This window comes from Allobosea sp. CRIB-10 (genome assembly GCF_900112185.1).
In the GTDB taxonomy this organism is placed as follows: Bacteria; Pseudomonadota; Alphaproteobacteria; order Rhizobiales; family Beijerinckiaceae; genus Allobosea.
This window is the reverse complement of the sequence record NZ_FOKP01000002.1, coordinates 366,657-379,777: the sequence shown is the minus strand read 5'-3', so window position 1 is coordinate 379,777 and position 13,121 is coordinate 366,657. Positions and strand designations below refer to the sequence as shown.

Sequence of the window (13,121 nt, the reverse complement as noted above, 5' to 3'; positions counted from 1 at the left end):
GGGGATGACCCCTGCCGGATCGGGGCATCGGCGCTGAGCATCGCGTCGATCATCGACCGGCTCGCCTCGCATTCTGAGCTGAGCGCTCAAGCCGACGCGGCGCGCGGGGCATCGATTGCCCCGATACCATTCACGAACAGCCCGATCGTCTCGCGGGCGATGTGCTCGACCGAGAGCGGCCCGGCCGGATCGTGCCAGCGCGCGATCCAGCTCAACGCGCCGGCCGCGGCGAAGGCGAGCAGCTTGGGATCGCAGGCGCGGATCGAGCCGTCGGCGATGCCGGCTTCGATCAGCCCGCGGAAGCGCTTGTCGATCTTGCCCTTCAGGGCGCGCAGGTCCTTGCGCGTTTCCGCCGGCAGGGGATCCTCGCCGACGAGGATCAGGCAACGCCCGAAATCCTCGGTGACGATATGGGCGTATTCGGTCCAGAGCACGATCAGCCGCTCGAGCCCGCTGCCGCCGCTGCGCCTGGCCTCGGCCGAGGCGGCGGCGGCATCGAGCCGCTCCAGTCCGATGCGAACGCATTCGAACAGGATCTCGTCCTTGCTGCGGACATAATGGTAGATCGTCGGCTTGGTGACGTTCAGCCGCTCTGCGACATCGTCGAGCGAGGTGCGGTGGAAGCCCTGCTCGGCGAAGGCCTGCGCCGCGACGCGCAAAACCGCCTCGCGCTTCAGGGCACGCTCGCGCTCGCGCTGCGCCGGCGTCTTCCAGAGGGCTGTCGCCATGATCGGCTCAGGCCCGCTCGATCGCGAGCGCGATGCCCTGGCCGCCACCGATGCACATCGTCACCAGCCCATAGCGGCCGCCGGTGCGCTTGAGCTCATAGGCCGCCTTCAGGGTGATGATCGCGCCGGTCGCGCCGACGGGATGGCCGAGCGCGATCGCGCCGCCATTGGGATTGACCTTGGCCGGATCGAAGCCGAGCTCCTTGGCGACGGCACAGGCCTGCGCGGCGAAGGCCTCGTTCGACTCGATGACATCGAAATCCGCGAGCGAGAGCCCGGTGCGCTTGAGCAGCGCCTGCACCGCCGGCACCGGGCCGATACCCATCACACCAGGCTCGACGCCAGCATGGGCATAGCCGACGATACGCGCCAGGATCGGCTTGCCCTCGCGGCCGGCGCGGCCTTCCTCCATCAGCACCATGGCGGCGGCGCCGTCATTGATGCCCGAGGCGTTGCCGGGCGTGACCGTGCCGTCCTTCTTGAAGGTCGGGCGCAGGCCCTTGAGTGAGTCCGCCGTGGTGCCGGGCTTGGGATGCTCGTCAGTGTCGAAGCTGATCATGTCGCGACCCTTGCGGACCTCGACCGGCAGGATCTGCTCGCGGAAGCGGCCGTCCTTGATCGCCTCGGCGGCGCGGCGCTGGCTCTCGGCAGCGAAGACATCCTGCGCCTCGCGATCGATGCCATAACGCTCGGCGACGTTCTCGGCGGTGATGCCCATGATGCCGTTGCCGAACGGGTCGGTCAGGATGCCGGTCAGGTGGTCGGAGGCGACCGTGTCGCCCATGCGCTGGCCGAAGCGGGCGGTCGAGAGCAGGTGCGGCGCGCGGCTCATCGTCTCCGCCCCGCCGGCGACGGCGGTGTCGCAATCGCCGAGCATGATCGCCTGCGCAGCCGAGACGATCGCCTGCACGCCGGAGCCGCAGAGCCGGTTCAGCGTCATGGCCGGCACCTCGACCGGGATGCCGGCGTCGATCGCGGCAATGCGGGCGAGATAGGCATCCTTGGATTCGGTCAGGATGACGTTGCCGAACACGACATGGCCGACTTCGGAGGCCGGCAGCTCCGACCGACGCAGCGCCTCGCCGACGCAAGCAGCGCCGAGCGCGGTCGGCGCATGGCCGGAGAACGCCCCGCCGAAGGTTCCGATCGCGGTGCGCACGCCCGCGGTGATGACGACATGACGGCTCATTGCTCTCTCCTTCAGGCTGGTTCGGCCTGCCGTTCGGGCTTGTACAGGCCTTCGATCTCGGCGGCGTATTTCTTGGCGATGCTGGCGCGGCGCACCTTCATCGTCGCGGTCACCTCGTCATCGTCATGGTCGAGCTCCTTGACGAGCAGGTGGAAGCGCTTGAGCTGCGCCACCGGCGCGAGCTGGCTGTTCGCGCGCTCGATCTCGGCAGCGATCAGTTCGCGCACGCGTTCATGCTCGGCGAGGCTGCGGAAATGGGTGAAGGCTATGCGGTTCTCCTCGGCCCATTTGCCGACTGTCTCGGCATCGATCTGGATCAGGGCGGAGGGGTAGCGGCGCCCGTCCGCGACGACGATGCACTCCTTGATGAAGGCGCTGCCCTTCACCGTGTTCTCGATCTCCGAGGGGCTCAGATTCTTGCCGCCGGCGGTGATCATGATGTCCTTGAGGCGATCGACGATCCTGACCTGGCCGGCCTCGATCACGGCGACGTCGCCGGTATGGAGCCAGCCTTCGCGCAGCACGCCCTGCGTCGCCTCGGGATTGCGGAAATAGCCCTCGAAGACGATGTCGCCGCGCACCAGCAATTCGCCCTGATCGCCGAGCTTGGCCTCGGCACCCGCGACCGCCTCCCCGACCGAGCCGGACAGGAGATGGCCGAGGCGCTGGCCCGTCGCCATGCCGGAGGTCTCGGTCAGCCCGTAGACCTCGACAAGCGGCACGCCGAGCGTGCGGAAGAACTGCACGATACGCGGCGGGATCGGCGCCGCACCGGTGAGCGCGACCTTCGCCTTGCGCAGGCCGATGAAGTTCTGCAGCGCCCGGAAGATGACGAGGTGGTAGAAGCCCGCGACCGCCTTCTCGCGCAGGCTGCGTGCAGCCTTGGGCTTGGTGGCGAAGGGCTCGCAGGCGGCAAGGCCAGCTTCGAACATAGCCCGGCGCCAGCCGCCGGCCTCCATCAGCTTGATGTGGATCGCGGCGTGCAGCTTTTCCCAGATGCGGGGCACACCGAGGAAGAGCGTCGGCGCGACCTCGCGCAAGTCTTCCTGCACGGTGCGGATCGACTCGCCGAAGGAAACGCAGGAGCCGGCATAGATCGGCGCCATTGTGCTCAGCATCTGCTCGGCGACATGGCAGAGCGGCAGATAGGACAGGTTGGTCGTAGTCGCATCGTAGCCGAGCCGCTCAACCACGCCGGCCGCCTGGGCGCGCATGTTGCGATAGCTCAGCATCGCGCCCTTGGGCTTGCCGGTGGAGCCGGAGGTGTAGACCATCAGGCCGATATCGGCGGAGGTCTGCGCGGCGAGGCAGGCCTCGACCAGCCCGGGATGCTTCTGTTCGTGCTCGGCTCCGAGGCGCAGCACCTCGGCGAAGGATACGACCAGTTCCGAGGCGTAGCCCCGCAGGCCCTTGGGGTCGATCACCACGATGCGCTTCAGCCTCGGCAGTTCCTCCAGCCGCTCCAGCACCTTGTCGGTCTGCTCCTGGTCCTCGCAGACCACGATCTCGACCTCGGCATGGCCCAGCACATAGGCGACCTCGTTGGCCGGGCTGGTCGCATAGACCCCGATCGCGACCGCATTGACCATGCCGGCGCCGAGCTGGGCGACGACCCATTCGGCCCGGTTCTCGGAGAGGATGCCGACATGGCCGCCTTGCGCGAGGCCGAGCGCGCGCAGACCGAGGCCGAAATGGCGGGCGCGGCGGTCGTACTCGGCCCAGCTGATCGGCAGCCAGATGCCGAAATCCTTCTGCCTGAGCGCGATGCGCTCCGGCATGGTCCGCGCATTCTCGCGCAGCATCTGCGGCAAAGTGAGGTTCGGAAGCTCGCGCATCGCCACCATCCTCACGAGAGCCAGCGCTTGCGGCGCTTGTAGTGCTTGATGTCGCGATAGCTGCGCTCAGCCCCGGCCCCGCCGAGGCCGAGATAGAATTCGCGCACGTCCTGGTCGCGCATCAGCTTCTCGACCGGACCGTCGATCACGACCTTGCCCATTTCCAGGATATAGCCGTAGCTCGCCACGGCGAAAGCGACGGCGGCGTTCTGCTCGACCAGCAGCATCGAGACCTTCTGCTCGGCATTGATGCGGGCGATGATCGCGAAGATCTCCTCGACCAGCTTGGGGGCCAGGCCGAGCGAGGGCTCGTCGAGCAGGATCAGCGATGGCCGCGCGATCAGCGCGCGGCCGATCGCCAGCATCTGCTGCTCGCCGCCGGAGAGATAGCCGGCGAGCCCCTTGCGGCGCTCATGCAGCCTTGGGAAGTAGCTGTAGACGAGGTCGAAATCGGCGGCGGGCAGTTTGCGCCCGGTCAGCGCGAAGGTCGCGGCGGTGAGGTTCTCCTCGACGGAGAGGTCCTCGAAGATCCGCCGCCCCTCCATGACGTGGAAGAGGCCGCGCCGGACGAGGCCATGCGGGGTCAGGGCGGCAATGTCGTCGCCGCGGAAGCGGATGGCGCCGGCGGTGACGTCGCCATCCTCGAGCGAGAGCAGGTTCGACACCGCCTTGAGCAGTGTCGACTTGCCGGCGCCGTTCGAGCCGAGAAGGGCGACGATCTCGCCCTCCGGCACTTGCAGCGACAGCCCGCGCAGCACCTGCACGGTCCGGTTATAGACCACCTCGACATTGTTGACGTCGAGCACCGCGGGACCGGCCATGACCTCTAGCCCTTCATCCGGCAGCAGCGACTACAGCTTGATCCAGTCGGAGGCCGGCTGCATCTGCTTGGCCTTGGCGTCGAAGCGGTAGATCCGCCCGACCGGCACGGAATTGCCGGGGATCGAGATCGGCACGCCGAACAGCCCGCCGGTGTCGAAATCCTTGATGCTGTTCAGCCCGGCCTTGAGATTGGCGCCGGTAAGTTCCTTGCCGGCGTCGAGCGTGCGCTTCACCGCCTCGGCCATCAGCATGGCGGTGACGAAGCCCTGCAGATAGCCGGTCGACTGGTATTCCGGGCGCATCTGCCGGATCTTCTCCAGCATCGGCGAGGAACCGTCCTTGTCGTAATAGTAGCGGTACGGCATCACGCCCATGAAGCCCTCGGCGGCGTCGCCCATGCGCTGCACGGTCGAGTTGTCCATGGTCCAGAACGTGCCCATGAACTGGCTCTTCATGCCCATCTGCTTCGCCTGCGTGACGAATTCCGGGATCGGCGCCAGCACATAGCCGTGGAAGATCGTGAAGTCGGGATTGGCGCGGCGCAGCTTCAGCACCTCGGTCGAGACGTCGACGCTGCCGGGCGGGGTCACGATCTTCTCGACGACGCTCAGCTTCAGCTCCTTGGCGACGGCCTCGCTCGGCACGATCGGATCGCGCCCGAACTCGCTGTCGGAATAGACGAAGGCGACGCGCGCGCCCGGCTTCTCCTTGGCGATGTAGCGCAGCAGGATGCCGAACATCTCGGTGTAGTCGGGCCCGGCCATGAACTGCAGCGGGAACTTCTTGGGATCGTTGAGCTCGGTCGCAAAGGAAGCGCCGGCCATGATCATGCTGCCGCGGCGCTCGAGCTCGGGATTGATCGTCTTGGAGAAGCCGGTCGAGTCGCCATAGTAGAGCGAGACCTTCTCCTGGCCGGTGATCTTGTTGAAGGCGGCGACCGAGGCGTCGACCTTGTAGGCGGTGTCCTCGGCGACATACTTGATCTTGCGGCCCTTGATGCCGCCGCCATCGTTCAGGATCTTGAGATAGTCCTGGATGCCGGCATGGATGCCGACGCCAGCGAAGGCGAAGACGCCGGTCAGCGGTATCGAGCCGCCGAGCACGATGTCGCCGCCCTCCTGCGCCGCAAGCGGCCTGACACCGAGCGTCAATCCGCCGGCGAGCGCTGCGGTGCCGGCCAGGAGCTGGCGCCTGTCGAGAGTCGTATTCGTCATCTCATCCTCCCTTGGGTTGGCTGCTCTTGACGGCAGCCGTTTCAGCGAAGTGCTCAGGTCCGGAACGGCCAGAGATGGAAGAAGCGCCGCAGCCGCCGCCAGATCTCGGCGAGGCCGCGCGGCTCGAAGATCAGGAAGCCGACGATCAGCCCCCCGAAAACGATGGTGCGCACCGGCGCCAGCGCCGCGAGTGCGTCCGGATAGAACGGCGTCGCCCAGTTCGCGACGAACTTCAGGAGCTCCGGCACCAGCGTCATGAAGACCGCGCCGAGGATGCCGCCTAGGATCGTCCCCATGCCGCCGACGATGATCGCGGCGAGGTAGAAGATCGAATTGACCAGCGGGAAGCTCTCGGGCGTGACGACGCGAAAGAAATAGGCCCAGAGCCCGCCGGCGAGCCCGGCATAGAAGGACGAGATCGCAAAGCTGGTCAGCTTGTAGCGCAGCAGGGGAATGCCGAGCACCTCGGCCGAGATGTCGCGGTCGCGGATCGCGATGAAGGCGCGGCCGATCCGTGTGCGTAGCAGGTTGGCCGCGCCGAGCACCATCAGGCAGGTCACCGGCAGGATCAGCCAGTAGAGCAGGAAGGGCTGGTCGAGATTTAGGCCGAACAGGCGCGCCGGCGGCATCGACAGTCCGCGCGACTCGCCGGTCAGCGACCAGTGCGAGAACAGGAAATGCAGGATGACCGAGGCCGCGATCGTCGCGATGGCGAGATAGAGCCCTTTCACCTTCAGGCTGGGAATGCCGACGAGGACGCCGATCAGCGCGGCGAAGCCGGCGCCGACCAGAAGGTTGATGAAGAACGGTGTACCGAGCCTGATCTCCAGCACGGCGACGGTGTAGGCGCCGACGCTCATGAAGGCGGCCTGGCCCAGGCTGACGAGGCCGGTATAGCCGGTGAGCAAATTGAGGCCGGTCGCGCTCGCGACATTGATCGCGCAGAGGCAGGCGAGGAAGAGCCAGTAGGGGCTGGCCACGAAGGGAAAGGCGATCGCGCCGAGCGCGAGCAGCACCAGGAGCCCACGCTGCACCGAGGTATCGAACAGCGCCTCGTCGGCGGCGTAGCTGGTCTTGAGCGTGCCGATCCGCATGGCGCTAGAGCCTCTCGATCTCGTGGGTGCCGAACAGCCCGTAGGGACGGACCATCAGCAGCACGAGCAGCAGCGCGAAGGTGACGACGAGCTTGAACTCGCCGCCGAGGAAGGCGCCGGCGAGTGCCTCGACCAGCCCGATCAGCAGGCCGCCGACCAGCGCGCCTGCGATCGAGTCGAGCCCGCCGATGATGACGACGACGAGGACCGAGAGGCCGAACACGCCCATGGTCGGCGAGATGCCGCCGATCGCCCCGACCAGCACGCCGGCCCCGGCGGCGGTGGCGCAGGCGAGGATCCAGGCGACCGAGAAGACGCGGGGCACGTCGATGCCGACCGAATAGGCCGCGCCCTGGTCGGCCGCGGTCGCCTTCAATGCGACGCCGCCGCGTGAGAAGCGGAACAGGGCCAGGAAAAGCCCGATCACCACGGCAGCCGCGACGAAGCCGATCGCGACCTTGGGCGCAAGATAGGCATCGCCGATGAAGACCGGCTTCGACGGCATGAATTCGGGCAGCCGCAGCGGATCCGCGCCCCAGCCGAGCTGCACGACGCCGGCGAGGATCGAGCCTAGGCCGATCGTGACCATGAACACCGAGATCGGGCTCTCGCCGAGCATCGGCCGGATCAGGGCGCGCTCGACCAGCCAGCCCAGCGCACCGCCGGCCGCGATCGCAAGCGGTAGCGCGAGCCAGGGCGAGAGGCCGAGTCCGGCCGCGAAGCCGAGGAAGGCATAGCCGCCAAGCATCAGGATCTCGCCGATGGCGAGGTTCACCACGCGCGTGGCCTTGTAGATCAGCACGAAGGCTACGCCGGTCAGCGCATAAAGCGCGCCGGCGCCGAGGCCGGCCAACGTCACTTCGGCGAGGAAGAGCGCGTCCATCACGCCGCCTCCGCCTTGATCCGCCGCGCGATCGCGCCGACATCGCCCGAGCCGAGATAGGCGGCGATCACGGCGTCGTTGCCCTGGACCTCGCGCGGCGTGCCGCTAGCGATGACCTGGCCGAAATTCAGCACCACGACATGGTCGGAGATATCCATCACCATGCCCATGTCGTGCTCGACCATCAGGATGGTGACGCCCCATTCCTCCTTCACATCGAGGATGAAGCGGGCCATGTCCTCGGTCTCCTCGCGGTTCATCCCGGCGACCGGCTCGTCTAGCATCAGGATGCGCGGCCGCATGGCGAGCGCCCGAGCCAGCTCGACGCGCTTCTGCAGGCCGTAGGAGAGCGTGCCGACCGAGGCGTTGCGGATATGCTGAATCTCGAGGAAGTCGATGATGCGCTCCTCGATCTCGGCGCGCAGTTCGAGTTCCTCCTTCTGCGCTCGGCCCCAATAGAGCAGCGCATCGAGCACGCCCGTGCGCATATGGGCGTGGCGGCCGAGCTTGATGTTGTCGAGCACGGTCATGCCGCGGAACAGCGCGATGTTCTGGAAGGTGCGGGCGAGGCCGCGCGCGGCGCGCTGCGGGGCGCGCACACCCTCCAGGCTCTCACCGGCGAAGCAGATGCTGCCGGCTTGCGGCCGGTAGAAGCCCGAGATCGTGTTGAACAGTGAGGTCTTGCCGGCGCCGTTCGGGCCAATCACGGCGGTAATCGCGCCCTCGGGCACGCTGAAGGAGACATCGCTGAGCGCACGCACCCCACCAAAGGCGAGCGAGACGCCCGAGACCTCCAGGATGGGCGAAGCCACCATCTCAGCGCCCCTCGAATTGCGGCGTTCGCTTGGCCAGGAAGGCGTGTGCGCCTTCCCGGAAATCTGCCGTGCGCGTGCCGGCGAGGAATGCCTCGCGTTCGAGATCGAGCTGGGTCGAGAGGTCGTTGCCGAGCGAACGGCCGACGAGGTGCTTGATCCGGGCATAGGCCGCCGTCGGCCCCTGCGCGAGCCGGCGTGCCAACGCCAGCGCCTCGCTCGCCAGATCGGCGGCTGGCACGACGCGGTTGACCAGCCCGAGCGTCAGCGCCTCGGGCGCACGCACCGGCTCGGCCAGCATCGCCAGCTCGAGCGCCTTGCGCGTGCCGACGAGGCGGGGCAGCCGATAGGTCGCTGAGCCGTCCGGGGAGGCGCCGATGCGCGAATAGGCCATGGTGAAGACGGCGTCGTCGGCCGCGATGCACAGGTCGCAGGCCATTGCGAGGCTGAACCCCGCGCCTGCCACGGGTCCCTGCACGGCGACCAGCGTAGGCAACTTCAGCGCATCGAGCGCGCGCAGTGCCTCGTGAAGCGGGTCGATGATCGCTTCGATCGCCGCCGTCGGATCGCCCTCGACAAAGCGGGCGACATCGCCGCCGGCGCAGAAGGCGCGGCCCTCGCCGCGCAGCAGCAGGACGCGCGCCGTGCCGTCCTGCTCGATCCGTGCGACGGCATCCGCAAGGCTGCGCGCCATCTGCGGGTCGATCGCGTTGAGCACACGCGGACGGTTGAGTGTGACGATGGCGACGGCGTGCTCGATCGCGAGCAGCACCGGGCTCCCGGCCTGATCCATGACGTTCCCCTCAGGTCCACGATCGTTTGCCGCCGCAGTGCCTCTACTCGTTGTTCACGAGATTACTCATGAGTAAGGCGAAAGCCTGCGCGATGCGCCATGCGCAATTCTGCACGGCCCGGATTGCCGAAACGGAACGGCGCGGTCGCTCGAGCGGACGGCTCTCGCCCGTGCGTGCGGGTTGAGAAACCAGGCAAAGCAACATCCGGACTTATGCAAACCTTCGTATGGTGCGCCAAAGCGCAAGTGTGACGGCGCGCAACCGACGTCTAATGGTGTGTTCTCTCCCGGAGTCTCATATCGGGAGGTATGGAAGTGCAGCAGATGTTACGTCGAGCGTAGATAAGAGTTGCGTGAAATCGAGCATTATACTGTTGGGCTCGATGAATTTCACGAGACTCCTCGCCGTCTGCCGCCGTAGGGCAGGTTCAGGCGAATTTATTTCAAGCGTGACGAAACGGAAATGCGGGTAGATGCCCGTAACATCGTGATTTTCTCGACGTCAGGAACGGGTCCATGAGCAAGGTCGACATCCCCGTGGGACTCAACCGGGAGCGCCGCCAGTTCGTCGGCTGGACGGCCTTCTCGCTCGCCGCCGCCGGGCTCAGCCTTACCGATCCGGCGCAGGCGCACGCCGCGGCACCCGCCGCCGCGCCACGCGGCAACCTGTCCTTCGGGGCCCTGAAGTAGATCAACGCCGGCGTGCTCGATGTCGGCTATGCCGAGGCCGGGCCGGCGGATGGGCCGCCGGTGCTCCTGCTGCATGGCTGGCCCTACGACATCCATAGCTATGTCGAGGTCGCCCCGGTCCTGGCCAGGGCCGGATATCGGGTGCTCGTTCCTTATGTCCGCGGCTACGGCACGACGCGCTTCCTCTCGGAGGCGACGGCCCGCAACGGCCAGCCGGCTGCGCTCGCCGCCGACGTCATCGCCTTCATGGATGCGCTGAAGATCGAGAAGGCGATCGTCGCCGGCTACGATTGGGGCGGACGGACAGCGAACGTCATCGCCGCGCTCTGGCCCGAGCGGGTCAAGGCTATGGTCTCGGTCAGCGGCTATCTGATCGGCAGCCAGGAGGCGAACAAGGCGCCGCTGCCGCCCAAGGCCGAGCAGCAATGGTGGTACCAGTACTATTTCGCCACCGAGCGGGGCGCGCTCGGCTACGCCAAGTACACCCACGACTTCGCCCGGCTGATCTGGGAGCTCGCCTCGCCGCAATGGCGCTTCGACGACGCCACCTTCGCGCGCTCGGCGGCGGCCTTCGACAATCCCGACCATGTCGCGATCTCGATCTTTATTGATCCGAGTTCAATGTTTTTATTGCTCCGAGATATGCATCGGGTCATTGTATTCATATCAACCTAGCCGCATCGGGTATCGCGAGGGTTACGACGGCCGGCGATCACCTCGCCGACGTAACGATAGCTTCTTGCCGACGTCTGACCCGGTGCAACCAAACGGAGGCAAAAATGTCTGCAGTTCTGCCGATCATCACCCGCCCCGTCAGCGCGAAGCGCTCCGAGACATTGCTCCGTCTGCCAGGTTCGCTTTACCGGGCGGTCACACGCTATTTCGGCTACCGCGCCGCGATTGCGAGCCTGCGCGAGTTCGACGAGCACGCCCTGCACGACATCGGCATCGACAGAAGCCAGATCGAGGCGGCTGTGCATGGCCTCGTCCCGCGGCCCGGTCGAAGGAGGGCGTGATGGGCAGGCGCGAGCAACTATGCTGTCGCAGGCATCGTCATGGAGCTGACCATCGCCACCATGCTGGTCGCCTTTGCCGGCGTGCTCCTGATCAGTTTCATGAAGGGAGCTTTTGGCGGCGGCTTCGCCATCGTCGGCATCCCGCTGCTGTCGACCGTGATGGACCCGATCACGGCCGGTGGCCTGCTCGCGCCGCTCTTCATCGCGATGGACCTCTACGGCTTGCGCCACTGGAAGCCGTCGACCTGGTCGAAGCCGGACCTCAAGCCGCTGCTGCCGGGCCTCGTGGGCGGCATCGGCTGCGGCTACCTGGTCTTCCGCTTCCTTGATCATCGCGCCATCGCGATCGTCATGGCGGTGATCACCCTGATCTTCGTTGGCCTCTGGCTTCTGCGCGGAGCAGGGGTGACGTTGCAGCCGCGCTCGACGCCGAAGGCGGTTGCGGCGGGCTTCACCTCGGGCGTCGCCACCATGGTGGCGCACTCTGGCGGGCCGCCGCTGGCGATGTACCTGTTGCCGCTCGGCCTCGGCAAGGAGCTCTACGCCGGAACGACCAGCATGTTCTTCACGGTCGGCAACCTGCTCAAGGCTGTTCCGTGGCTGCTGCTGGTGCAGCCGAGCAGCCAGGTCTGGGCGCTGATGGCGATCTGCCTCCCGGCGATCCCGCTCGGCGTCTGGCTCGGCTGGCGGCTGCATGGCGCATTGGACCAGCGCCAAGTTTACCGCGCCTGCTACGGGCTGTTGGTCGTGACGGCGCTGAAGCTGCTCTGGGACGGTGTCTCCGGCTATATCGCCTGAATGCGAGTGCTTGGTCTGCGAGCCATGCCGGCGTGATTACGCCGGCATTGCTCGGGCGCAGGCAAGGCGCCGTCCGCATCGATGAAAGTATCAGTTTGCAGAACTGATGCATTAGCTCTAGCGTGTCGTATCTGGCCCGGTGGCCCTCCCGATCGGCGGCACGATCTTCGCCGCAGACGAGCAGGCGCTGCAGAGCCGGATTGGCGCACGAGGAGCTCCGCACATGCCTTCAGTCAGCCGTCGTGATCTCATGGCAGCAGCGGCGGCAGTCGCCCTCGCTCCCGCATTCGCCTCGGCGGCCCGGGCCCAGAAACTGCCCAAGGTCGAGTTCCTCTATTCGCCCTTCGCCGACTACGCGCCGTTCTTCGTCGCCAGGGAGCTCGGCTTCTTCAGGGATTTCGGCGTCGAGGTAACGCTCTCGCCCAAGGGCGGCACGGCCGAGACCATCCAGCTGCTCGCCTCCGGCAACACCGAGGCGGGCGCCGCGACCTGGGGCGCCGGCCTGTTCAATGCGCTCGACCGTGGCGCCACCGTCGCGATCATCGCGACCTCGGCCCGGATGCCGGCGAGCGTGCCGTCGCCCTCGCCCTTCATGATCTCGCAGAAGGCCTGGGACGCCGGCATACGCACGGTCGCCGGCCTCAAGGGCAAGCGCGTCGGCATTCCCGGGCCGAGCGGCTTCGGCATGTTCTCGGTCGCCAAGGCGCTGGAAAAGGGCGGGCTGACGATCGAGGATGTCGAGCCGGTCTATCTGCCGCCGCCGGCGACGGCCGCCGCCTTCGCCAATGGCGGGCTCGAGGCCGGCTGGAGCATCGAACCCTTCGCCCGGCAGCTCGAGAAGCAGGGCCTCGGCCGCCGGCTGGTCGAGGACCACACCTTCGGCACCGAGCTCGGCCTGATCGCCTTCAACCAGGACTTCGTCGCCAGGAACGAGGATGCGGTGGTCCGCTTCATGGCAGGCTATCTCAAGGCCGCCCGCCTGCTCGACAAGGGCGGCTGGCAAGACGACAAGATCCTCGACATCGTCGCCAAGTACACCGGCACCGAGCGCGACGCCCTGCGCGGCATCCCCTATACCGTCCGCTCCGAGGACGGCGCCATCGACATGGCCTCGGTGCGCGAGCAGGAGGAGTTCTTCCGCAAGCGCGGCGCCCTCGAATACAAGGGCCCGGCCAAGATCGACGCCGTCTACCGTCTCGATCTCCTGAAGCGCGCCAACGAGCTCCTCGCGAGCAAGCCCTGATGGC

At 67.0% G+C, this 13,121-nt stretch carries 12 protein-coding genes and 1 pseudogene; 4 read left to right on the top strand and 9 right to left on the bottom strand.

What is annotated here, in order from left to right; all coding sequences use genetic code 11:
• Positions 1-86 precede the first annotated feature (86 nt).
• Genes BMZ69_RS04630 through BMZ69_RS04590 form a run of 9 tightly spaced genes read right to left on the bottom strand, consistent with a single transcriptional unit; the run spans position 87 to position 9,370 of the window.
• Entirely contained in the window at positions 87-728 is a 642-nt protein-coding gene (locus tag BMZ69_RS04630; protein ID WP_092155321.1) for a TetR/AcrR family transcriptional regulator, read from the bottom strand.
• Between the two features lie 7 nt (positions 729-735).
• Positions 736-1,917, bottom strand: coding sequence for a beta-ketothiolase BktB (gene bktB / locus BMZ69_RS04625; protein ID WP_092155319.1), 1,182 nt, complete (start codon positions 1,915-1,917; stop codon positions 736-738).
• A gap of 11 nt (positions 1,918-1,928) precedes the next feature.
• A complete protein-coding gene (locus BMZ69_RS04620; RefSeq protein WP_244543205.1) occupies positions 1,929-3,752 on the bottom strand; it encodes an AMP-dependent synthetase/ligase in 1,824 nt (607 codons plus the stop codon).
• 11 nt (positions 3,753-3,763) lie between these two features.
• Complete coding sequence (locus tag BMZ69_RS04615; protein ID WP_092155315.1) at positions 3,764-4,573, bottom strand: ABC transporter ATP-binding protein; 810 nt, start codon at positions 4,571-4,573, stop codon at positions 3,764-3,766.
• Between the two features lie 30 nt (positions 4,574-4,603).
• Positions 4,604-5,788, bottom strand: a complete 1,185-nt coding sequence (locus BMZ69_RS04610; RefSeq protein ID WP_092155313.1) for an ABC transporter substrate-binding protein — start codon at positions 5,786-5,788, stop codon at positions 4,604-4,606.
• A gap of 53 nt (positions 5,789-5,841) precedes the next feature.
• Complete coding sequence (locus BMZ69_RS04605) at positions 5,842-6,882, bottom strand: branched-chain amino acid ABC transporter permease (RefSeq protein ID WP_092155311.1); 1,041 nt, start codon at positions 6,880-6,882, stop codon at positions 5,842-5,844.
• A 4-nt stretch (positions 6,883-6,886) separates the two neighbouring features.
• Entirely contained in the window at positions 6,887-7,765 is an 879-nt protein-coding gene (locus tag BMZ69_RS04600; protein ID WP_092155309.1) for a branched-chain amino acid ABC transporter permease, read from the bottom strand.
• Entirely contained in the window at positions 7,765-8,580 is an 816-nt protein-coding gene (locus tag BMZ69_RS04595) for an ABC transporter ATP-binding protein (RefSeq protein WP_092155307.1), read from the bottom strand. The genes BMZ69_RS04600 and BMZ69_RS04595 overlap by 1 nt, the downstream gene beginning before the upstream one ends.
• A 1-nt stretch (position 8,581) precedes the next feature.
• On the bottom strand, positions 8,582-9,370 hold the full coding sequence (locus BMZ69_RS04590) for an enoyl-CoA hydratase/isomerase family protein (protein WP_092155305.1): 789 nt from the start codon (positions 9,368-9,370) through the stop codon (positions 8,582-8,584).
• 531 nt (positions 9,371-9,901) lie between these two features.
• Here BMZ69_RS04590 and BMZ69_RS04585 point away from each other — a divergent pair.
• The 4 genes and pseudogenes from BMZ69_RS04585 to BMZ69_RS04570 form a co-directional block, all read left to right on the top strand.
• Positions 9,902-10,663 (top strand): annotated as a pseudogene (locus BMZ69_RS04585) (alpha/beta hydrolase); the annotation flags it as partial.
• A 176-nt stretch (positions 10,664-10,839) separates the two neighbouring features.
• Positions 10,840-11,076, top strand: coding sequence for a DUF1127 domain-containing protein (locus BMZ69_RS04580; protein WP_092155303.1), 237 nt, complete (start codon positions 10,840-10,842; stop codon positions 11,074-11,076).
• A 39-nt stretch (positions 11,077-11,115) separates the two neighbouring features.
• On the top strand, positions 11,116-11,874 hold the full coding sequence (locus BMZ69_RS04575; protein WP_092155301.1) for a sulfite exporter TauE/SafE family protein: 759 nt from the start codon (positions 11,116-11,118) through the stop codon (positions 11,872-11,874).
• Between the two features lie 223 nt (positions 11,875-12,097).
• On the top strand, positions 12,098-13,117 hold the full coding sequence (locus BMZ69_RS04570) for an ABC transporter substrate-binding protein (protein ID WP_175506661.1): 1,020 nt from the start codon (positions 12,098-12,100) through the stop codon (positions 13,115-13,117).
• Positions 13,118-13,121 lie beyond the last annotated feature (4 nt).